This is a genomic window from Flammeovirga sp. SubArs3 (assembly GCF_947387565.1).
Classification (GTDB): Bacteria; Bacteroidota; Bacteroidia; order Cytophagales; family Flammeovirgaceae; genus Flammeovirga; species Flammeovirga agarivorans.
Map to the genome: position 1 here is coordinate 302882 of NZ_CANDOA010000002.1, position 21295 is coordinate 324176.

At 34.4% G+C, this 21295-nt stretch carries 22 protein-coding genes; 7 read left to right on the plus strand and 15 right to left on the minus strand.

Going from position 1 to position 21295, the window contains the following annotated elements; translation table 11 throughout:
* Genes QL232_RS05800 through QL232_RS05810 form a run of 3 tightly spaced genes read right to left on the minus strand, consistent with a single transcriptional unit; the run spans position 1 to position 2063 of the window.
* On the minus strand, positions 1-462 hold the full coding sequence (locus tag QL232_RS05800) for a (2Fe-2S)-binding protein (RefSeq protein WP_168880507.1): 462 nt from the start codon (positions 460-462) through the stop codon (positions 1-3).
* A gap of 19 nt (positions 463-481) precedes the next feature.
* Positions 482-1063, minus strand: a complete 582-nt coding sequence (locus QL232_RS05805) for a nucleotidyltransferase family protein (protein WP_281613417.1) — start codon at positions 1061-1063, stop codon at positions 482-484.
* On the minus strand, positions 1056-2063 hold the full coding sequence (locus QL232_RS05810; RefSeq protein ID WP_281613418.1) for an XdhC/CoxI family protein: 1008 nt from the start codon (positions 2061-2063) through the stop codon (positions 1056-1058). Before QL232_RS05810 ends, QL232_RS05805 begins: the two co-directional genes overlap by 8 nt.
* A 165-nt stretch (positions 2064-2228) precedes the next feature.
* Here QL232_RS05810 and QL232_RS05815 point away from each other — a divergent pair, with 165 nt between their 5' ends.
* Entirely contained in the window at positions 2229-3758 is a 1530-nt protein-coding gene (locus QL232_RS05815) for an MFS transporter (RefSeq protein WP_281613419.1), read from the plus strand.
* A 31-nt stretch (positions 3759-3789) separates the two neighbouring features.
* Here QL232_RS05815 and QL232_RS05820 read toward each other — a convergent pair whose 3' ends face one another.
* Positions 3790-4182: a DoxX family protein gene (locus tag QL232_RS05820; protein ID WP_281613420.1), complete on the minus strand. Its 393-nt coding sequence runs from the start codon at positions 4180-4182 to the stop codon at positions 3790-3792.
* A 180-nt stretch (positions 4183-4362) separates the two neighbouring features.
* Here QL232_RS05820 and QL232_RS05825 point away from each other — a divergent pair, with 180 nt between their 5' ends.
* The 4 genes from QL232_RS05825 to QL232_RS05840 all read left to right on the plus strand — a co-directional run bounded on the left by QL232_RS05825 (position 4363) and on the right by QL232_RS05840 (position 7918).
* On the plus strand, positions 4363-4821 hold the full coding sequence (locus QL232_RS05825; RefSeq protein ID WP_168880512.1) for a MarR family transcriptional regulator: 459 nt from the start codon (positions 4363-4365) through the stop codon (positions 4819-4821).
* A 159-nt stretch (positions 4822-4980) separates the two neighbouring features.
* Positions 4981-6153 carry a PatB family C-S lyase gene (locus tag QL232_RS05830; RefSeq protein ID WP_281613421.1) on the plus strand — a complete coding sequence of 391 codons (1173 nt, stop codon included), beginning with the start codon at positions 4981-4983 and terminating at the stop codon, positions 6151-6153.
* A gap of 103 nt (positions 6154-6256) precedes the next feature.
* Positions 6257-7609 (plus strand): MATE family efflux transporter, encoded by a 1353-nt coding sequence (locus QL232_RS05835; RefSeq protein ID WP_281613422.1) that lies wholly within the window; start codon positions 6257-6259, stop codon positions 7607-7609.
* Between the two features lie 51 nt (positions 7610-7660).
* A complete protein-coding gene (locus tag QL232_RS05840; RefSeq protein ID WP_281613423.1) occupies positions 7661-7918 on the plus strand; it encodes a hypothetical protein in 258 nt (85 codons plus the stop codon).
* A 62-nt stretch (positions 7919-7980) separates the two neighbouring features.
* Here QL232_RS05840 and QL232_RS05845 read toward each other — a convergent pair whose 3' ends face one another.
* Both QL232_RS05845 and QL232_RS05850 read right to left on the minus strand, forming a co-directional pair.
* The gene (locus QL232_RS05845; RefSeq protein WP_281613424.1) at positions 7981-8550 is read right to left on the minus strand and encodes an NAD(P)H-dependent oxidoreductase; all 570 of its coding nucleotides are present in this window, start codon (positions 8548-8550) and stop codon (positions 7981-7983) included.
* 74 nt (positions 8551-8624) lie between these two features.
* Complete coding sequence (locus QL232_RS05850) at positions 8625-9401, minus strand: hypothetical protein (protein ID WP_281613425.1); 777 nt, start codon at positions 9399-9401, stop codon at positions 8625-8627.
* A gap of 203 nt (positions 9402-9604) precedes the next feature.
* Between QL232_RS05850 and QL232_RS05855 the strand changes: the two genes are divergently transcribed.
* Together QL232_RS05855 and QL232_RS05860 are read left to right on the plus strand one after the other, a co-directional pair.
* On the plus strand, positions 9605-10345 hold the full coding sequence (locus QL232_RS05855; RefSeq protein ID WP_281613426.1) for a hypothetical protein: 741 nt from the start codon (positions 9605-9607) through the stop codon (positions 10343-10345).
* Positions 10303-12549 carry an NAD(P)-binding protein gene (locus QL232_RS05860; protein ID WP_281613427.1) on the plus strand — a complete coding sequence of 749 codons (2247 nt, stop codon included), beginning with the start codon at positions 10303-10305 and terminating at the stop codon, positions 12547-12549. The genes QL232_RS05855 and QL232_RS05860 overlap by 43 nt, the downstream gene beginning before the upstream one ends.
* Before the next feature lie 63 nt (positions 12550-12612).
* Here QL232_RS05860 and QL232_RS05865 read toward each other — a convergent pair whose 3' ends face one another.
* From QL232_RS05865 to QL232_RS05905, 9 genes are all read right to left on the minus strand, one after another.
* A complete protein-coding gene (locus QL232_RS05865) occupies positions 12613-12792 on the minus strand; it encodes a hypothetical protein (RefSeq protein ID WP_168880520.1) in 180 nt (59 codons plus the stop codon).
* Positions 12793-12938: 146 nt separating this feature from the next.
* Positions 12939-13694 (minus strand): class I SAM-dependent methyltransferase, encoded by a 756-nt coding sequence (locus QL232_RS05870; protein WP_281613428.1) that lies wholly within the window; start codon positions 13692-13694, stop codon positions 12939-12941.
* A gap of 113 nt (positions 13695-13807) precedes the next feature.
* On the minus strand, positions 13808-14131 hold the full coding sequence (locus QL232_RS05875; protein ID WP_168880522.1) for a DUF6686 family protein: 324 nt from the start codon (positions 14129-14131) through the stop codon (positions 13808-13810).
* A gap of 137 nt (positions 14132-14268) precedes the next feature.
* Positions 14269-15612: a cell envelope integrity protein CreD gene (gene creD / locus QL232_RS05880; RefSeq protein WP_281613429.1), complete on the minus strand. Its 1344-nt coding sequence runs from the start codon at positions 15610-15612 to the stop codon at positions 14269-14271.
* Positions 15613-15784: 172 nt separating this feature from the next.
* Positions 15785-17251 (minus strand): radical SAM protein, encoded by a 1467-nt coding sequence (locus tag QL232_RS05885; RefSeq protein ID WP_281613430.1) that lies wholly within the window; start codon positions 17249-17251, stop codon positions 15785-15787.
* A gap of 47 nt (positions 17252-17298) precedes the next feature.
* Positions 17299-17589: a transcriptional regulator gene (locus tag QL232_RS05890; protein WP_168880524.1), complete on the minus strand. Its 291-nt coding sequence runs from the start codon at positions 17587-17589 to the stop codon at positions 17299-17301.
* Positions 17586-18191, minus strand: coding sequence for a hypothetical protein (locus tag QL232_RS05895; protein ID WP_281613431.1), 606 nt, complete (start codon positions 18189-18191; stop codon positions 17586-17588). The genes QL232_RS05890 and QL232_RS05895 overlap by 4 nt, the downstream gene beginning before the upstream one ends.
* A 491-nt stretch (positions 18192-18682) precedes the next feature.
* Positions 18683-19858, minus strand: coding sequence for a PepSY-associated TM helix domain-containing protein (locus QL232_RS05900; protein ID WP_281613432.1), 1176 nt, complete (start codon positions 19856-19858; stop codon positions 18683-18685).
* Between the two features lie 143 nt (positions 19859-20001).
* A complete protein-coding gene (locus tag QL232_RS05905) occupies positions 20002-21294 on the minus strand; it encodes a PepSY-associated TM helix domain-containing protein (RefSeq protein WP_281613433.1) in 1293 nt (430 codons plus the stop codon).
* Position 21295: the final 1 nt, after the last annotated feature.

The window sequence follows — 21295 nt, forward strand, 5'->3', positions numbered from 1 at the left end:
TTATTTAGACATTTTTTGGGCTGCAGTAGCAACTGCTTTTTCAATTCGATTATAAGAAGCACAACGGCAAATGTTACCATTCATGGCCATTCTAATTTCTTCAGAGGAAGGGTTAGGATTCTTCTTTAGTAATGCAGAAGCTGTCATCATCTGACCTCCTTGACAATACCCACATTGTGGTACATCTATTTCTTCCCATGCTTCTTGCACAGGATGATCACCATTTTCAGATAAACCTTCAATTGTGGTAATTTCTTTGTCTTCGGCCATAATAACCATCGTCTGACAGCTACGTTGTGCTACTCCGTCAATATGAACTGTACAAGCTCCACATTGACCGATGCCACAACCAAATTTTGTTCCTACTAATCCGAGTTCGTCTCGAAGCACCCATAATAATGGAGTGCCATCATCAACATCTAATTTGTAGTTTTTCTTGTTAATGTTCAGAGTAACTTCCATAATTCTTAAGCAAACTGCTTTATCGTATATTTAATAATTCCGTATAATTCTCTTCAGTATCCACATCAAAGAAAAGTTGTTCTGATGCTACAATATGAATACTCTTTTTATTTTCTCTTATGATACTTTTTGCTCCTTCATCTCCACTCAATTGTAATAACTGAGGAAATACCGACCGATCAAAAATAGCGGGTACTCCTTTTATATCTTGAAATTGACTGATGATAATATTTGTCTGATTACTGACCTTCCATAATGCTTCAAGGTGTGATTTAGAAACCAAAGGCATATCTGCTAAAACAACCATTATTTTTTGTACTTCAGGTAGCTTTTGGATGATTTGGTTGACCCCAAAAGAAATACTGGAACCTAAACCGTTTTGCCAATTTTTGTGATGTAGAGGTTGAGCGGCTGTTGAATCAATCACAGCATGAACCTGATCTTGGTATGCACCTGTTACCACAAATGTATGGGTGTTTGTTTTAGTGACTTTGTTGATACAATGCTCCAATAATGTATAGTCATTCCATACTAATAATTGTTTTGGGCGTTGTAATCGTTTACTACCTCCGGCTGCTAATATGAGTGTAGCTTTACACATGGGCAGGTATTTTAGAAGAGGTAGACATTGGTTGTTTATTTCTACAAACGGCAAGAATTTCTGCCATAATAGAAATACTGATTTCTTGAGGTGTAATAGCACCAATATCTAATCCGCATGGACTATGAATCTTATCAACAAATTCAACATCAATTGTTGGTAAGTACTCAAAAAGTTGGTTGATTAATTTTTCTTTTCTCCTTTTTGCACCTAAAACACCAAGATATGCGAAGGGTTTTGTGGATAACTTGAGTAAATACTTCAAATCTTTCACAAAACTGTGTGTCATAATCACAATGGCGGTTTGTTGATCTGTGGATAACTTTTCGATTTCATCTTCATTTAATCGAATCAACTCTTGGGCACCAGGAAAATCACTAACATCATGTTGACCATGAACACTATCAATAATGGTGACATTCCAACCTGTAATCGAAGCATATTGACAGAGTGTTTTACTATCATGTTCGGTACCAAAAATGTAGAGTTGAAATTCCGGCGATAATGTCTGAGAAAACTGTTGATAGTCTTCTGGATTAATCACAAAAGTAGGAGAGAATGTAGCTCCAAGATCAGTTGAAAACCGAGTGTGACTTTTTCCTTCTAGATGATTTTCATTGGAGTAATAACTTACCGTATGGAGTGAGAGACGTTTTTGAAGTATCAGGTTAAAATCCATCAAACTCTTTTTATCCACATAGAAGGGTTCAATTAATATTTGAAGTACTCCTTCGCAACCTAAACGAAAACGACCGTCGTATTCCATCATTTTCGCTTGTGATGTTTCAAAGACAGTTTTCGCTTGCTTTTTAATCTCGTTCTCCACACATCCACCACTAACAGCACCAATCATTTTTCCGTTTTCAAGCAAAAGCATACGTACACCGGGCTTACGATATGAAGAGCCATTGAGTGCAACGACAGAAACCAATACACATTTGATTTGCTGAAGCTGTGCTTGATAGGAAGTGTAGACGATGTCCTTTAGTTCATGTAACATTTAAATATGGTAAGTTGGGTGAGGTCGAATGTATTTAATGAAATGATTGACATTCCGCTGCTGTTGTTGTATCAAAAGTAGAAATAATACTACAGAGTTGGAATTTAGAATGATAATTAGTTCGACAAGTCGATAAATTTGACTCATTTTTAGTTAATTTCAGTTATGAATGCTCAGAATAACTCCTACTCAAAAACTCAAAAGTGGACACTTGTAGTGACTATCATTGCTTCTAGTTTGGCTTTTATTGATGCTACTGCTTTGAATGTTGCCCTGCCAGCGATCCAGAAAGACTTAGGAATGACTGGTACTCAATTACTTTGGGTGATTAATGGGTATATGCTTTTCTTGTCTTCACTATTAATGGTCGGAGGAGCTTTAGGAGATTTATATGGACGAAATAAGATATTTCAGATAGGGTTGGTCATCTTTGCTTTAGCCTCTTTGTCTTGTGGTTTTGCCGTAAACCCAATGCATTTATTACTGTCTAGAGCAGTACAAGGAATAGGAGGAGCATTATTGACACCAGGAAGTTTATCGATTTTAAGCGCACAGTTTGATGAAGACAACCGAGGTAGAGCATTTGGTCTATGGTCGATGTTTAGTGCACTAACTAGTATCTTAGGACCAATATTAGGTGGTTGGTTAGCTGAAATAGGGTGGTGGAGAGCGATCTTTTTCTTGAACACTCCTTTTGCTGTATTTATCCTATTAGTAATGAATTCAAGGATTCCTGAGAGTAGAAATACTCATGCAGAGAAATTGGATATTTATGGGGCCATTTTAGTGACCTTAGGATTAGCGGGAATTACTTATGGGTTTACAGAGTCCTCAAATTATGGCATTTTTGATCCAATGGTTCTTACATCAGTAACACTTGGAGTAATTGCCATGATTGGTTTTATTTTTTTAGAGAAACACAGCACCCATCCGATGATGCCATTGTCGTTATTTTCGTCAACGGTGTTTTCAGTAACCAATATTATTACTTTTCTGATCTATGCCGCTATGGGAGGAGCCTTGTTTTTCGTTCCTCTTAATCTGATTCAAATTCAAGGGTATTCGGGTATTGAGGCAGGGCTTTCTCTACTTCCTGTAATATTATGTATTGCGATTATCTCCCCATCAATGGGGAAAATTGTAGATAGATATGGTTTTAGAAATTCATTACTGATTGCTCCTATCATTACAGCATTGGGGTTTGCTGCGTTTGTATTAGCAGGAAAAACAGCAGGGCCTTCTGCTTACTTTTCAACTTATTTTGTTCCTTTTTTGCTGGTAGGTATCGGAATGGGAATTATTACAGCTCCACTTACTACTGCAGTTATGGGGGCTGTCGATGAGAAACATGTTGGTGTGGCGTCTGGAATTAATAATACAATTGCTAGAGCAGCGAATGTTTTGGCAGTAGCTTTTATGGGATCTTGGGGGCTAATTGCCTTTAAATCGAAAGTAAGTGATCAACTAAAAGATTCAGATCTTCATCAAGGACTAAAAGATAGAGTTCTTAGTGAGGCGTCTAATTTTACAGCAGCCAAAGCACCAGAATTTTTACAGCAATCGTTACAGCTTCAAATACAAGATATTTATCAACGTGCATTTTTATATTCATTTGATGAGGTGATGATAATTGCTTCCGTGATTACAGTTTTATCGACAGTAGCAACCTTGGTGGTCTATAGAAAAATAAAGTAAGAGGAAGAGTGGTGTAAAAACACCCCTCTTTTTATAATTGAACTACTGGGACTGAATTGTCATTTTTAGCTTCTTCTAATTGTGTATATAAGTAATATGAAGAAGTGATTAATAGGAATCCAACTAATGCGGCATAGTATTCATTATCATGAATATTAATATGAGCTCCAATAGCTAGCAAAGTATTGAATGTAAATCCTGCATAGGCCCATTCTGTAAGCTTCTTAGATAAATTTGCCCAAATAGCTACTAAGCCTAAAACCTTTGCTACAGCTAATGGATAGATGATAAATGTAGGAAAACCTAGTTTTACAAAAGCAGGTGCTGCTACTTCATCGTACTGGAAAATGTACATTGATGCACTCATAAGCATTAGTGCAGTAAAAAGGCCAGTGATGATGCGAAAGAGTAGTTTCTTATTCATAATATTTAATTTACTGGGGTATATTTTCCATGGAAAATATATTGATAAAAAAATGTTTTTCTGTTTTGATGACTCAAATGTATGTAAAATATTTTACATGGAAAATAATTATGTGGAAAATTTTATTATTTTTGATACTAAATGAAAGAATTACTTACTTTCGCATAGAAATAAGAGCATATGAAAACCATCGACGAAATAATAAAAACAAAATTCAAAGACGATAGACACCGTTTTATAGCCAATATGATGTATACGAGCAATTGGTTACAAAATAGTTTTGTAGATTTTTTAAAACCGTATGCATTGTCTCCTCAGCAATTCAATATTCTTAGAATATTAAGAGGTGCAAAAGAGAAGTGGGTAACAATGAACGATATCAAAGAGTTGATGATTGAAAAAGCCCCAAATGCAACGCGCCTTTCCGATAAATTGCTAGACAAAGGTTTGGTAGATAGGAAAAGAGCAGACCATGACCGTAGAGTGGTGTATTTATCAATTACTCCTGCAGGATTGGACCTATTGGCCGAAATTGATAAAGAAGAAAGTCATTTAGACAAATCGAACTTTGATAATATCACTGAAGAGGAAGCAAAAATTTGTAGCCATATTATTGATAAACTGAGGAACTCAGAATAATCAAAGCCAATTCATGTAATTCTTTTCTACTATTTTGAACGTATTCGATACGCTATTTTAAGTTAACTATAGCATATCAATTTTTTAGATATTCAGATGTGTCTTTTTCTAAAGTTTTGATACATCTAATAAAAAGAGTTCGACTTCAAAATAGATAAGATGATGAATTTAGATCAAAAACTTTCGGAATTGCCATTAATCAAAACAGACAAAACATTACAAAAGTCTTTATATGGCAGAGATGACCTTACCACCATGTGGGTTGCGGATATGGATTTTCAAGCAGATCCGTCGATCCAACGAGCATTAACAGAGCGAATTCAAAATGCTGGATTTGGTTATGAGTTCTTATCCTCGTCATTTAAAGAAGCTCAAAAAGCATATTATCAAAAGCAATATCATATAGATCTTAACCAAGAAGAGGTTTTATATAGCCCATCGATTCCTACAAGTATCTCAGTGATTATAGATCAACTGACCAAAGAAGGAGATGGAGTGATTATTCAGACACCTGTATTTTTTGAATTCAAGCAAATTCTTAAGAAGCAGAAACGAAATGCAGTGAGTAATTCTTTATTATATCAAGAAGGGCAATATCTGATCAATTTTGAAGACCTGGAAGAGAAAGCAAGCGATTCCAATAACAAAGTGCTCATCTTTACTAATCCTCATAACCCTGTAGGGAGAGTATGGACTGAAGCTGAAATTAAAAAGGTAATAGACATTTGTAAAAGAAATAATGTACTGATCATTTCAGATGAGATACATAAGGACATCATATTGTTTGATCATCATTTTACCTCATTATTAAAATACAAAGCGGAGTACGATAAAATTGTGATTGTGACTTCTGAAGGAAAAACATTCAACTTTGGAGGGATTTCAGACTCCATGGCTATTATTCCAAATGAGGAAATCAGGTCTACCATCCAAAAACAGTTTGATATACTTCATTTCGGTCGACCTAATGCATTGTCTCAAGTGGCTGTTGAAGCGGCGTATAGAAACTCCAAAAATTGGTTAGCCTCGTTAAAGTCAGCGATTGAAGAGAATTACCTATTGGTAAAAGAAACTTTAGTAAGTAATCAATCAAAAATTAAAGTCACCCCCTTAGAGGGAACATATCTACTATGGTTAGATTTTAGCGAATTATTTGATCACCCCAATACAATGTTTACAACAGTGACGAATCAGACTCAATTGGCTTTGAATGCTGGAAAATGGTTTGGTAGAGAAGGTGCATTATTTATGCGTATGAATATCGCTACTAGCAGAGAAAAGGTACAAGATGCCATCTCAAGATTAATCGAAATGGAGAAGTCTTTATCTTAATTATTAAGAATTATTGATTGAATACTCCCAAAATACTCATTGATTAAATGTGTCTTTTTGCTTCAACCACAGACTATATGGGTGAATAAAGAAGTGAAAAGTTATGAAAAAAGATCTTACTACAGGCCCCGTTAAAGATAGTATTGTTGGTTTAGTGATACCCATTGTATCATCTTCTCTGTTATTGTTTGCCTATAATTTCGCAGATATTTTATGGGTAGGTCAGCTGGGAAGCGATGCCATAGCCGCGGTAGGTACAATGGCCATTTTTCTGTCTTTTTGTTGGGCTATTATCTCAGTTTTCTTATTTGGGAGTAATATTATTGTATCTCAATCCATCGGAAAACAGAATAACAAGCAAGCCCAAGAACTGGCTCAACAGGCATTTATTGGAGTGATCGGATTAACTGCCATCATTCAAATTCTAATCTTCTGGCAGCATGAGAATATTATTTCCTTTTTTCAATTAAATAATCCTGTTGTAGAGAAAATGGCCAAAGCTTACCTTATTTGGTCAGGTGTTGAAATGATATTCTCATTTATGATTCAACAAATGACGAGCGTAAGCAATGCCAGAGGAGATGCCAAGACACCATTGAAAATTAACCTAATTGGGGTGGGACTAAATATTATTTTAGATCCCATTTTTATGTTTGGATTTGACTTAGGTGTTGAAGGAGCGGCGATTGCTACTTTTATCTCAAGGTTTATAGCATTTGTTCTTTTTTGGAGAAGATCTGGTATAGAGTTTTATGGCTGTAAATGTGTGTGGATATTTAATTTGAAAGACTATATCAACGTATTGAAGATTGGTTTTCCTCCTTCGATTCAAAGAGTGATGTTTACGTTGGTTGGAATTTTTATGGCTAGAATTGTTGCTCATTGGGGATCCGAAGCCATTGCTGCACAAAAAATTGGATTACAAATAGAATCGATGACCTTCATGTTGGTCAATGGTTTATCTGGAGCAATGTTGTCCTTCACAGGACAAAACTTTGGTGCTCAAAAATTTGAACGTATTCAGAAAGGGTATATTTCTACACTTCAGTTTGGGAGTATATTTGGTGTAGTTATGGGTGCTGTATTTTTCTTATTTCCTGAATTCTTTGTAAAGTGGTTTTTAAGCGATCCGAAAGCAGTGAACATTGCTGTGAGTTATTTACAAATTATCGGAATTTCTCAATTTCTGATGTGTATTGAGATGATTACTACTGGAGTAGTAAATGGTTTAGGCAAAACAGAAATTCCAGCTGCCATTAATGTGGTATTTACTGTAATTCGAGTTCCTATGGCTTACTTATTTGCCTATACATTGGATTTTGGAATCAACGGTGTTTGGCTATCTATAGCAATCAGCACTTTTTTGAGAGCGATTGCCATCACCATTGCTTATGTCCTGATCAAGAAAAAAATATTTATTTCCGAAAAAAAATCATTACAAACGGTGTCTTTTTAGAGAGTATTAATACTACAGTAGTGAATATAATATCAATAAAATTTATTTATCATGGACACTAAAATATTAAGTTATATCCGTCAAAATTTCGTAGGAGAATTATTACATGCAAGACATTTAATTGACCCTTTAGCCTTAGCCAGTGAAGACCAAGAATTGCTGTTAAATGGTGAAATTAAAGACCTTTTAAATATCGTAGTAGAGAATGGACAAGGAGCAAAGTTAAATTTATCAGAGAAAAGTATTAAAGAATTGAATAGAGCTTTCTCTACTTTGAGGGCCAATCAACCATCATGTACTTGTGGATAAAGAAAGAATAGATGAATTAGTAAAAAGCCTTCGTTTTTTAAGTGAAACGAAGGCTTTTTGATTTAGTAGACTTTTGCAATATCGGCGAGATAACCTTTACGAAGTTCATCAGGACCCATGGCAACATTTCCATAGAAATGAATGTCTGTATCTATACCACAGAATCCAAGTACACCATCATCAAAAACTCTCTTCAATGCTTTGTGCATATCTGTTTGTTGATAATATTCGTCTGGAGAACCATGGCAGACAAAAACCTTAGCAGATTTTCCTTTTAATTTCTGGTCAACACCTGTTTCTGTATATTGGAAAGCAAAACCGCTAGCATATACTCTATCGATATAACCTTTCATCATCGCAGGCATTTGTCCCCACCATAATGGAAATACCAGGCTGAAATGATCCGCCCAAGTAATTAATTCTTGTTGGGCTTTCACATCTGAAGGAGTATCACCTCCCATAAACATTCCCTGTATATCTGGAAATTGCATTACAGGATCAAATCCAATAGAGTACAAATCAACCACTTTTACTTCGTTGCCTGCTGCAGTACTGCTCTTTTCTATTTCATCGACAATGGCTTTAGTAAAACTCTCAGGGTTAAGGTGAGAATAAACGATTAAGTGTTTCAAGATGATATGTGTTTAAGTGATTAGCATATAAAAACTTCGTTACATCAACACTGCAAATACTTTTTTTCGTTCATTTATGAGGATAATTCTTCTAAAAGTTCAGTGTTTTCTTTCTTCTGAATAGGTTGATATTTTTTAGGCCACCATAACTTCCAATCGAAAGTAAGTTGAAATCCTCCTAAAATATTTTCTTGAATAGGTGGTATATCCAAAGTTTGTGATGGTAAACCTTCAATATCTTTTACTTGGATATTAACGGCAGCACCTTGAACACTTTTATCAATAACTTCATATCTAGCTGTCCAAAAAGTGGTTTCATTATTAATAATAGCTCCTGTATGCCATAGTTCACTAAGCTGTTTGCAGTAGGGAAAATCATCAATGGTTCCTACTTCACCAGTTGGGGTAGCAGTCATGGTTATGGTTTCAATATTTTCTCGAAAAACCTTATGACTAAGATATTTCATCTTCGAAAAATGCTGTATTTCTGAAGTACCCATAAATTTTCCAATCACTTTATTGAGGTGCCACATTACCTGTCCTCCAAAGACAATCAATAAACTATCAACATATAATATTGGAGAGGTTTGGTAATTAACAGAGGGATTGTCTTTAAAGTGAACAAAGGGAATCAATGGAATCATCTCTTTGTACTTCACTTTAAAAAATGAGAAAAAGATATGTATAACCTGTTCATTGAACATATAAATTACTGGATGATCGTCTCCAGAAGTATAGTTTTGTGATGTGAAATCTATAGTATCAGGGAGAAGTTTCCTCAGAATTTTTTTAGGAAGAGAAGTTGCCGCGAGAATAGCATCGCAATGTCCCCAAAGACTTGCTTTATTCATAGTTACAATAGCTTGTTAAATTTGATGTATCTTTATTAAGATGAAGATATTAAAACTTAATAATTATGTATTGTTTTAAGTAATATAATTTATATTTCTTTTTATTACCTTAGTGTATTAGCTATACTTTTAAATGCTATATTTTTTAGATCAACTATTGTAAACTCACTTTTTAAAGTAACTTTCTTTCAATCTTACGACTTATGTATTTTGTAAACTATTTTCTAGATTGGTACTTCAATGCTATTGATAATCTAGGCTACTCTCATCTTGTTCTTAATCTTTTTTTGGCAGGCTATTTAAGTTGGGTCACAGCCTACGTTTTTATTATTAAAGGTATTTACAAGAACAAAATCAATGAAATGCCACTCTTGGTGGGTCCCGCAAATCTTGTTTGGGAATTTATCTGGGGATATATATTCACCCCCGAATTAGGTGATGTTTTTATCTTAGGAATAAAGGTTTGGTTTATTCTCGATCTGATCATTAATGTTACGATGCTGAAATATGGGTACAAACAGTTTCCATTGGATAGTCTGAGAAAGAACTTTCGTTGGACTTACTTGGTATCATTAGTCTCATGGTTCTTTATTGTTTATTCTTTTGGTAAAGTAAATGATGACAATCCTTTAGGGATTACTTCTGCTTTAATGATTAATGTAGTGATGTCGGGCTTGTATATACATCAAATGCTTTTTAATCTAAATCTTAGAGGAAAAGGATTTTCATTTGTTGTAGCAGTTTTAAAGTGTATTGGAACATCGATTATTGTACTCGCTGCCTTTTTCCAATGGCCTGATGCCTATTTCTTACTCACTTTAGGAATCATATCCTTTGCTTTAGATATAGCATATATCATCCTTTTCAAAAACATTCAAACGAACTCAGACCAAGAACAATTATGGGAAAACCAAGAAGAATCGCTGTACTCGGTGGAGGCTTAAGTGCTATGACAACCGTTTACACATTAATGCAAGAACCCAATTGGAAAGAGAAGTATGATATTACTATTTACCAGTTAGGTTGGAGAATTGGTGGTAAAGGAGCAAGTGGAGTAAATCCTGAGGCAGGGTATAGAATTGAAGAACATGGCCTACACCTGTGGATGGGGTTTTATGAAAACGCTTTCCGTCTTATCAAGGATGTTTATAAAGGTTTGAATAGAGATAAAAGTGCTCCATTGTCTTCATTTGATAAAGCCTTTAGTCAACAGGATTATTTTATTTTTACAGAACAGGTAAAAGATAAATGGGTGGATTGGAAAGTACCCTTCCCTAAATTACCTGGAAAAGTGGGAGATGGAGAACTCCCTTCTGTCGAAAACGTTATCGCATCTATCTCTGATTTTGTGATTGACCTTTTTATCGAATGGCTAGAAGGCTACTTACTAGAAAATCAGAATAAGAAATGGACACAGAAAGTCATTGATCAACTTTTAAAAGTAGTGTTTTGGAAAGAGACTAGAGTCACTGCTTCGAAGAAAGATTTTATTAGTAAGCTGCGACAACGACTGAGTCGATTGGATGACGATATTATAGATAATGTTAGAAAGAATTTTATCAAAACGATTGATAGCAAGGAACTACAATATCGTCGAGAAGAAGAAATTGATTACGTTTTCACACACTGGGATAAATTAAAAAACTTTATCTGGAAAAACATAGGTAAAGCGACTCAACAGAATGATGTAGGACGAAGAGCTTGGATGGCAATCGACTTGGGTTTATCCTTGTTGAAAGGAATGGTCAAAGATCAGGTGATCACAATTAATAATGATGAATTACACTTCGATTTTGAGGCAATTAATGATATTGATTATGGTGAATGGCTTGAAAAGCATGGTGCAGATAGAACATTAACAGTAGGTTCTCCTATCGTTAGAAGTATGTACGACGGTCCCTTCTCTTTTCTAAAAGGTAACCCTGATGAACCCAATGTTGAAGCAGGAACCATTCTTAATATTTTCTTAAGGTTACTATTTACCTGCAAAGAAAGTGTGGTTTGGAGAATGAATGCAGGAATGGGAGATGTTATTTTCTCTCCATTTTATGAGGATTTGGTACAGAAGAAAAAAGATATATTTAAGTTTTTCCATGCAGTAAGAGATGTCTCTTTATCTGATGATAAGACCTCTATTGAACGAATAGTTTTAGGAAGACAGGTAACATTAAAAACGGATGAATATTCACCTTTGGTCAATGTTAAAGGATTAGATTGTTGGCCAAGTCGTCCACTTTATGATCAGATAGTAGACGAAGAAGCGGAGGAGCTAAAAGAAAAAAATATTCATTTAGAATCTTGTTGGACAGAATGGGAAGATAGAGAAACCATCATCTTAAAAAAGGGTGAAGATTTTGACGATGTTATCTTTGGGTTTTCTGTAGGAACGGTTCCGCATGTAGCAAAAGAGTTGTTAGACCACAGTGAAAAATGGTCGAAAATGATAGAGAGTATCAAAACTGTACAAACTCAAGCTTATCAATATTGGTTTAATCAATCTGCAGAGGAATTGGGTATCGAAGAGGATAAATTACAGTCAGCTTATGTAGAGCCTGTAGATACTTTTTGTGCGATGAATCAAGTCTTAGATAAAGAGGATTGGCCAACATCTCATGACCCCAAATATGTTGCTTATTCTTGTGGTGTATTTTCAGATGCTGAACATATTCCATCCTTTGATGACCATGATTTTCCGAGAAGAGAAAAATTAAGAGGATTAGAAAATTGTCGAGAATATATTGAAAAACACTTATCTCACTTAATTCCTTCATTATATGATGACGAGGGTAATTTTAATTGGGATGCTTTAGTGGATTTACAAGATCGAGTAGCGGAAGAGCGTATACATTCTATTTATACGAGAGTAAATATAGATCCTTCTGAAAGGTATGTTTTATCTGCGGTGAATTCTTCGAAATATAGAATCAAGACTAACGATACAGATTTTGAAAATTTATTCGTTACCGGAGATTGGATTCAGAATGGGATGAATGCAGGTTTTGTAGAAGGTGCGGTTACATCCGGTCTACTTACAGCCAAAGCCATATCAGACGAGCCTGAAAAGATACCGATCATCACTGATAATTGGTCCATCAAAAAGTTGGAAAAAGACCTTATCAAAAAACGAGAACTTGAAAAAATAGAATAGGGTAGATAAAAAAAAGAACCTAATCATGACTTTCTATAATAATAGCCATGATTAGGTTTTTATTTATTCTCCGAAATCATTTCCATAACCGGGATCTATGGTTGATGGAGAATTACCATAGCCTGCATCAACATTATAATTGGGGTTTTCATAACCAGGATCAACAGGTTCTACTTCTGAACTGTCATCACTACATGAAAATAACGTAATAGGGAATAAGATAATTAGCATAAACTTTTTCATAATTTTTTCTTTTGATGTAGTACAAAGGTCATGAAAAACACCGTTGGATGAATTGAACAATTATGCATAAAAGTTGAACCTCGGAATTTTATTTTCAAGTAGTTCTAAATGAAAAAAGAGGCTGAATTACTTCAGCCTCTCCTGTATTATTCTTTGACAGCAAAAACTCTAAGCCTTTTGTAGTCAGCATACCAGATACCGTCTTTTAGGAATTGAGCTTTTACATTTTCTTGTACTTCTGATTTTACTTCTTCTTGGATAGCCTCAGGAACTTCTTCAAAGAATGACTTACCAAACATACTTAGCCAATCTTTTACACCTGTTTGTTCATCTGCTAAGGCCGTTGGACGATCGTAGTGTTCGATACTTTTTATTCGAAACCCTACATCTTCTAAGATCTTTGCGTATTCTGCTACTGAAGGGAAAAACCATACTCTTTTTTGAGCTTGTGTAGTATACCCTCTCTTTAATAAGGAAGCGCGAAGTTGATCGACAATTGTGGCAACATTGTCTTTTCCACCCATTTCTATGACAAAGCGACCTTGAGGTTTTAATGCTTTATACATACATTCAGCTGCTTCTTGAGGCTGTAATACCCAATGTAGTGCAGCGTTTGAAAATACAGCATCAAATGATTCATCAAATGAAAAGTTGCTGGCATCTTTTACATAGAAGTCGATATCAGGATGTCTTTCTTTTGCATCCTCTATCATGCTTTCAGAGTAATCGAATCCGACAACATGTTGTGCTTTTTCTTTGATTTCAGCCGTTAGTTGCCCCGAGCCACAACCTACATCTAAAATGCTTTCATGTGGTTGAGGTGCTAATAATTCTAATAATGAGCTACCATAAGCATAGACGAATGCATGCTTATCATTGTAAAGTTGAGCGTTCCAGTTCATTTATATTTGGGTTTAGTGATGAACTGAAGGTAGTAAGTTAAGGGTGTTTTAAATAATTAACCTTTTCAATAATTACTATTTCAAAATAGGACTCGAACAACTAATCTTGAGTATTAGATTTGGCTCAAAATTTCCTCAGTATCTAGCATAAGCATCGACATTTGGCAACCAGTTCTTAATTGATCAAATTCTTGGTAGTCAAGACAGTAATTAATTTTCTTATCGTCCGTTTTTAATATAATTTTTGGACTCTCTCCTTCAAAATCATAAGCGTTTTCATCAAACTTTACAATTGATAGCTTATGAGTGTACTTCTTGAACTCTTTTACTGTAAAATTCATTAGAATGTTATTCAGTTGTAGACCAATTCTTTTACAGTCAATACATTGGCTAATCATTAAATCCTCGTCGTAGTATAAATCTTTTGTTCTGCACATATCTAATCCATTATTTTTATTTAGATCAAATATAAATAAGGAAATATTGAATTCATATTTACACCCAAAAATATTTTTACGAAAAAGGAAAAATCGCTTTTCAAACTATAATTCGAAAAGCGATTTAGTGAGTTGCACTATTGTTTAAAACTGATTTGGTACCAATCAATTTTTCTTGTAAAGAACATTGTTAACCCAAGTATTACAGTTAGGCCAACACTTCCCATTAATAGAGCATAATCTACCATTTGTAGGGTAATAAATAAGAAACTGAAGATACCATATAGGAATGTCATAAGCATTAGGGAGAGTTTCCATTTATGGAAAAGTGTAACCGAGTATAGCGAAATCATGGAAACAATGGCTACAGCAGAGATACCAAAAGCAATATTGAAACTACTGTGTTCAGAAATCGCGACCAATAAAGTATAGAAAAGGCACAAGGCAACTCCTACCATTGCATATTGTAATGGGTGAATCTGTGTTTTATTGACCACTTCTACTAAGAAGAAAATAAGAAATGTAAGTCCGATAGTAAGAATACCATACTTTGCTGACCGTAGTGACTTTTGATAATCATCTGCCTGTATTATTAGGTCTACACCAAAATCTGAATGATTAATGTTTTTAGAATAATCTACTCCTTTGGTAGTCCACATCTGAGGAAAGTTTCTGTTTAGTTTTAGTACTTTCCAACGGGCAATAAATCCATTTTCTGAAACTTCTCTAAAGTCAGGAAGAAATTCCCCAGTGAAGCTTGGAGCTGTATAAGGAGATTGAAGTTCGACTTCAGTAACGGCTCCTACAGGTAAGAAAGAGAGGTTTTTACTCCCTTGTAAGTCGATTTCAATATCGAAATGATATTCTTTCTGTTCCTGTGATACTTTTACAGGAATAGTAAAACCACTTGATGCTAATTGAGATAATTTAGTACCTGGGTTAGCTCTTTTATGAACATCATTCCAATTGGCTTTAATTTCTTCCTCAATCCCTTTTAAATCAGAAATACCAACTGTGATAAAAGCTTGGTCTAGTTCTCTCTTTTTTAGCCCCATAAAATTGGGATATTTCTTTAAATGAAATATTCCGGAAAGCTTCAACTTAGATCGATAGACAATTGCATCGTAGATACCTCTATGCAAGGTTTCTGATGTAAGGTTTCCATTGATCTTCAGGTGTTCAGGTAAAACATGCCAATATTCTGTATACTCCTGTTTGTTACCTTCTTTATCTGTTTTTACCATGGATAAAGGAATCGTAAGAATCGGACCTTTTATTTGTTGTTGCTCAGCCCATTTAGAAGAAACTTCTCTAGTGACACTATCTTTTAATTCTTCTCTTTCTTCAATGATAGATTGTATCATGACGGAAAGTAAAAGGAGCCATACCATAAGTATCCCAATAATTCCAATTTTTACCATTAAAGAACTTTGCGTCCATTTTTTTTCTTTTTTTACAGGTTTCTGCTGTTTATTTTCCATAATTTCTTTTTTTTTATAAAGTACTTTGAATTTCAAAGTGAGTAAATAAATTTTTTTAATTTCTGTTTAATAGTAGAGATATCTCTTGTTAGCTTTTGAGCAAACAAAAAGCAGAGAAGGTCTAATAAATAGATAGATAAGTGAAAGAATAATTTCATTTTCGATATCGTTTTTAGGAGACTTTATTGTGATGTCTCGATGATTTGATAATAGGTTTTGCTTTGGTTTTGATTGTCTTTTCTTTAGTTATAATGTGATCACTGATATCGTGTTTCGAAGTATAATTAACCTTAGACAATATTGATTCCAAAATAGGTAACATTGTATTCAAATTTTTAGATTTGATGATAAAATTCCAAAGTGGCTCAAATTTTTTCCAACCACCACTATACATAAAGTGCTTTAGTTTGTGTTTATGGGCATCATGACTCAAACTTCCTTTCAGAATATTAGACCAAGAGTAAAATTCTTTATAGGCCCAATCATAGCCATCTTTTAATTCTTGTGCAGTCAGTTTTTGGGTTTGATATACTACATTTCTAGTATCATATAGGTCCCAATTTTTGGTGATAATTCGACCACTTTTGTCCATATCCTCATATAGTTTTGTTCCTGGGTAAGGCGTTAGTACATGATAAGTAGATGTAGTGATACCATTTTTTACCCCCCAATCAACAGTTCTTTTAAAGACATCCTGGTCATCATCATCCAATCCAAATACGAAGCTTCCATTGATCATGATACCGAGGGAGTGTAAACGGTTAACAGCTTTGATATAATCTTTTTGTAAGTTTTGCTTTTTATTACTTTGCTTTAAGTTTTCTGGGGAAAAGGTTTCAAAGCCGACAAATAGACTTCTTAAGCCAGCATCAGCCGCTTTTTCTATAAGGTTTCCTCTAAGGATTGAATCTACAGTAGCTGCTCCTTGAAACACCCGATTCATTCCTTTCATCCCATCAAATAGTTCACTGGCAAATTTGGTATTTCCTAAAAGGTGATCATCTAAAAAATAAAGATGCTTTCCCGGTAGTCTATCTATCTCAGCTAAAGCATCGTCGACTTTTTGGGTATAAAATCCTTTTCCACCTTGGAAGAAGGCATCCTTGTAACAGAAATCACAATGATGTGGACATCCTCTAGTAACGACAATAGAGTTGGGAACTAAATAGCGACTTCTTTTAATCAGATCTCTTCTGATGGGAGGAACACCTACCAATGTTCTTATTGATGATGCATAACGTTTTAGTGGTTTTTTAGCTTTGAAATCTTTTAAGAATTGAGGGAATGTTTCTTCGGCAGGGCCAAGGAAAATAGTATCTGCATGGGGAGCTGCCTCTTCTGGTAAGGAAGTTACATGCAATCCGCCGAGTAGAACATAGGCACCTTTGGCTCGATAATGATCTGCAATTTGGTAAGCTCTATAGGCATTGGTAATGTATACCTGAATGATTACTAAATCAGGGTCATCATTAAGATTTAAGGTTTCAACATGTTGATCTTGTAAATCGATCTCATCATCAGGAGAGAGGTATGATGCAAGGGTAGCCAGTCCTAATGGAGGAAAAAGAGAGTATTTGATAGGTCTCCAAAAGGGGCTTTCAGCTTCTGCTAAAGCAGGTAAAATCATTTTAACTTTCATGTGTATTTAAAAGTACTTTGAATTACAAAGTAAGTGGATAAAATTTTTTATTTTAATAGGCTTTCGATGGCCTTAATGTGTTTGGTAAAGGCAGTTTTCCCCTCTTCCGTAGCCGAATATTTAGTATTTGGCTTTCGGTTAAGAAATTCTTTTCGAACGGATACAAACTCGCTTTTTTCAAGAGACTTTAAATGACTGGCAAGGTTTCCATCTGTAACACCCAGTAACTCTTTTAAGGAATTAAAATCTAAGTACTCGTTGACGACAAGAGCAGCCATAATTCCTAAGCGAACTTTATTTTCGAATGCTTTATTTAAGTCGTTTAATAGATTCTTCACTTTTTAGCATTAAAATACATATAGGTACCATAGACAATGTGTAATACACCAAAACCGATGGTCCAAAACCATAAACCATATCCAATAAATTGGGTAGCGAGTAGTCCTAGGATAATCTCAAGTATTCCCATTCCTCTAAGCTCAGATACTGAATATTTACTGGCATTGACTAAAGCAAGTCCATAAAAGATCAGAGTTAGAGGTGCAGCTAAACCTATAAAGCCTTTTTCGACTAAGCTTAAAGTAAGAACACCACCTGCCACTAAAGGAATCATCATATTAATAAGCAATCTCTTTGCCTGTAGATCCCATAGTGTTCGACCATTCTTTTTAGCTTCTCTAAAAGTGAAAAATAGAGCAGAACCCAAAGCAGCTAAGAGAGTAACTATTCCAATAACAACTAAAGCATCAATTTTCTTCTGCCCGATAATAGTTCTATCGTAGCCTATATTATAAAGTATATCATAAGCGAAATATGCACCTACTAATGCACAGAAACCAGCACTGATTCCAGAGAGCCCACTTAAGGATAGAAATCGCGAAGATCGATTCATGATATCCTTAATTTCTTTTAGGTCGTTGATGTATTCTTGTTCTTTCATAAAAAAGTACTTTGTAATTCAAAGTAAGTGATAATTTTTATCAGAAACAATTTTTCATAAAAAAACCTCTATTACTAAAATAATAGAGGTTTAAATTGAAATTAAGGTATGTTATATTTTAAATCTGCTAGTAATTATAAAGGAACGTTTCGTACATCTTCTATTGTAGTAATTGGGTTATTATATTTTTTAGTTGATATGATTTTCTTTTAATGTGAGGGATATTAAATAGAATGTGATCAACTGTGTTTGTTATTTTTATTTAGATCAAATATAAATAAGAGATTTTGAAATGAAATTACGAAAAGGGAAAAAATTCATTTATTCTTCAATAAAATCGGTTTTAAATAGTGATTACTAGGCTAAAGTGATAATAATTGGAACGTAGGTACTCAAAAAGAAAAGAACAGTATTTTTAAAGAATAAAAAAGTGGGATACCTCAAATCGAGATATCCCACTTTTTATTAAGGTTTCAGTTTAGAAAGTCACCTTAAACTTTCTCTGTATATTCTAATTGTTCTTGAGAAGCTTTTTTCTTTTTATAGTTTCTACCATACCACATAAGAAAGCCTGTAAGAGGTAAGGAAGCTACCACCAAACTGATAAAGAAAACGATGATTTTCCCAGGTAAGCCGAAGATTGTTCCCACATGGATATCATAATTCATTCGTAGTACCAAGTCAGAAAAATCAGCGTCAGCATAAGTACCATAAATGCTTTCTGTTGGAACTAGTTCAGCTGTAGCTTGATCATAGAATAGGTAATCAGCATCGTGGTATTGACCTTCTTCATATAATACTTCCACTAATATAGAGGCAGTATCAGCAGCTGGTAAATGAATTTCAATTTCTCTGTAATCGGGAAACTGTTCTTTAGTAATATCAAATACTTTATGAATACTATTATTAGGATCTTCTAATGATAAAGAGATTTCAGATGTATTATTGGGATGTAGGAAATATAAAGACTTTTCTCCACCAATTGCTTTGTATGTTAGGAAAGTGAACCAACCTAAGCCGATACATACACCTGTAAAGGCAATAAGAAACCCTAAAACTGAACTGTAGAAACCAACAACGCTATGAAGGTCATAATTTTTTCTTTTCCACTTTGTCTTTTCATTCCAGTCGAAAGAGAGACGTTGCTTTCTTTGTTTTTTAGAACTTGGCCACCATAAAACTATACCTGATATAATAATCATCAGAAATAATAAGGTACTGTAAGAGGTGATAGGTGTTCCGATATCTTCTGGAAGCCATAAACTTTGATGTCCTTTTAGCATAAAGGCAAAAAATCCAGAGAAGTGGTCTGTTACATGTAATACTTCTGCAGTATATGGGTTTAAATATACTGATCTGTAAAATTCATCAGGTGCAGCTTGATAAAAAATCACTTCAATGGCTTGTCCTTCTTGGCCATATGAAATACCATGGATGATATTTTCCGGAAATACTTTTAATGCAGCTTGCTTTGCTTGAATAGGAGAGATAAACGGTTGGTCTTGAACCGTAACTTGAGAGTAATCGTCTGTTAGATTTTTAAATTCATCATGGAATACCCATGCACAGCCAGTAATAGCTAGAATAAATACAACAAGGCCTGTTGTAAAGCCTAAATAGAGGTGTATTTTTCTAAAAGTTTTCTTGAGAGTTTTGTTATTTTTCATTGTGTGAAGTTGAACCAACTCATTATCAGAATGTAAAAAGTAAGTTGGAATGAAGTGATTAGTTTCTGGGAAAAATAAGCCTTATCGTTTGGGTAGTATTTAGTAAATGCGGTATTTTTTTATCGTTTTCGGAAATTTCTCAATTATTTTCTATTCTTATAAGATCGTATTGTTCGGTATATAAAGTAGATAAGAATAAAAACATAAAACATTGGAGAGGTAATATCACTTGTGGGAGTATTGGCTCCCCATGTTGTGCTACTGATAGCAATTAAAGTAAACAAACCGAGACAAAGTATTGTAAACACTCCAATGATATTTTTTGTAGTAAATTGTGGGAATTTTTGGATGCGTTTTTTCTCAGTTCTTTTGTAATAGATAAAAAAGCCAGAAATACTAAGGAAGCCTCCAATTAGGCCCATAAGGCAATAAAATACTTTAAGACCAATACCTAAAAAATCTCCAAAATGAAGAGCTTCTTGCATATAGAAAATATGACTTCCTAAACCAGTTTTTCGAATATCTAAAAGGTGTAATGGTGTTAAACTCGCTTTATCTAATACAATAAAGTTAGTTTGTCTTTCATAGGGTAGATATGGGATATCACCAAAAACACTAATACTTCTACTTCCATTGGAAGAAATGTTCATTCTTAGATTTTCTAGCTCCGGAAACTCTTGTTTAACAGTAGTAAGTACCTCTATAAAATCAATTGGAAAATGTATATCCTCTTCTGTTGATATAGGAAATTCTGAAGGCTGAAAAATACCTGGACGTTCACCAATTAATGGTTTTTGAATTTTTGGTTGAAGGCCAAGCCAAGCACCGGTTAAGGCAAGAATTAAATGCATCACAATAGTGGCAAGACCTATAAATTTATGTAAGTCTGCCCACTTTTGTCTACTTCTTTTGGTTCTAACTTTTCCAAACTTCTGCTTTTTTGTGAAGTCGAAATATAATGGAATACTGATGACAAGTGAGAGAAACATGCAAATCCCTGCCAATCCAACCCATTGTCTACCGTACAATCCTTCGAATAAACGAACATGTATATTTCTAATAAAAAAGGCTACTGTTTTATACATATCCCTTTCTCCTAAGACTTTACCAGTATAAGGATCAATGAATATTTCTTTGGCTACCCTATTATCATTTTCTTTTGTACTGAAAGAAACTTTCCAAGACCTATCCTTAGCAGGAGCGGGTTCTACTTTATAACTTTTGTGGTCTGGGTAATTGTTGAGTACTTTTTGTATATGATAATTGATATCTCCCATTTCTTCTTTAGGAGACACATAAAACAGATCAGTATTTAGCATATGATCTATTTCAATTTTAAAGACTGCAAGAGCACCCGTAAAACTTAGGATGCAGATAACTAGGCCAGTATATAAACCAAGCCAACTATGCCACATCCAAAGTTTTTTCTTATTCATT

What these genes read in the sequence shown, in the direction of transcription:
- QL232_RS05850 (WP_281613425.1), bottom strand. Translation starts at nt 9,401, where the DNA reads ATGAATAAAGCAAGTCTTTGGGGACATTGCGATGCTATTCTCGCGGCA.
- QL232_RS05815 (WP_281613419.1), top strand. Translation starts at nt 2,229, where the DNA reads ATGAATGCTCAGAATAACTCCTACTCAAAAACTCAAAAGTGGACACTT.
- QL232_RS05820 (WP_281613420.1), bottom strand. Translation starts at nt 4,182, where the DNA reads ATGAATAAGAAACTACTCTTTCGCATCATCACTGGCCTTTTTACTGCA.
- QL232_RS05810 (WP_281613418.1), bottom strand. Translation starts at nt 2,063, where the DNA reads ATGTTACATGAACTAAAGGACATCGTCTACACTTCCTATCAAGCACAG.
- QL232_RS05805 (WP_281613417.1), bottom strand. Translation starts at nt 1,063, where the DNA reads ATGTGTAAAGCTACACTCATATTAGCAGCCGGAGGTAGTAAACGATTA.
- QL232_RS05905 (WP_281613433.1), bottom strand. Translation starts at nt 21,294, where the DNA reads ATGAATAAGAAAAAACTTTGGATGTGGCATAGTTGGCTTGGTTTATAT.
- QL232_RS05835 (WP_281613422.1), top strand. Translation starts at nt 6,257, where the DNA reads ATGAAAAAAGATCTTACTACAGGCCCCGTTAAAGATAGTATTGTTGGT.
- QL232_RS05875 (WP_168880522.1), bottom strand. Translation starts at nt 14,131, where the DNA reads ATGTGCAGAACAAAAGATTTATACTACGACGAGGATTTAATGATTAGC.
- QL232_RS05830 (WP_281613421.1), top strand. Translation starts at nt 4,981, where the DNA reads ATGATGAATTTAGATCAAAAACTTTCGGAATTGCCATTAATCAAAACA.
- QL232_RS05825 (WP_168880512.1), top strand. Translation starts at nt 4,363, where the DNA reads ATGAAAACCATCGACGAAATAATAAAAACAAAATTCAAAGACGATAGA.
- QL232_RS05900 (WP_281613432.1), bottom strand. Translation starts at nt 19,858, where the DNA reads ATGAAAAATAACAAAACTCTCAAGAAAACTTTTAGAAAAATACACCTC.
- QL232_RS05865 (WP_168880520.1), bottom strand. Translation starts at nt 12,792, where the DNA reads ATGAAAAAGTTTATGCTAATTATCTTATTCCCTATTACGTTATTTTCA.
- QL232_RS05860 (WP_281613427.1), top strand. Translation starts at nt 10,303, where the DNA reads ATGGGAAAACCAAGAAGAATCGCTGTACTCGGTGGAGGCTTAAGTGCT.
- QL232_RS05870 (WP_281613428.1), bottom strand. Translation starts at nt 13,694, where the DNA reads ATGAACTGGAACGCTCAACTTTACAATGATAAGCATGCATTCGTCTAT.
- creD (WP_281613429.1), bottom strand. Translation starts at nt 15,612, where the DNA reads ATGGAAAATAAACAGCAGAAACCTGTAAAAAAAGAAAAAAAATGGACG.
- QL232_RS05885 (WP_281613430.1), bottom strand. Translation starts at nt 17,251, where the DNA reads ATGAAAGTTAAAATGATTTTACCTGCTTTAGCAGAAGCTGAAAGCCCC.
- QL232_RS05800 (WP_168880507.1), bottom strand. Translation starts at nt 462, where the DNA reads ATGGAAGTTACTCTGAACATTAACAAGAAAAACTACAAATTAGATGTT.
- QL232_RS05895 (WP_281613431.1), bottom strand. Translation starts at nt 18,191, where the DNA reads ATGAAAGAACAAGAATACATCAACGACCTAAAAGAAATTAAGGATATC.
- QL232_RS05855 (WP_281613426.1), top strand. Translation starts at nt 9,605, where the DNA reads ATGTATTTTGTAAACTATTTTCTAGATTGGTACTTCAATGCTATTGAT.
- QL232_RS05840 (WP_281613423.1), top strand. Translation starts at nt 7,661, where the DNA reads ATGGACACTAAAATATTAAGTTATATCCGTCAAAATTTCGTAGGAGAA.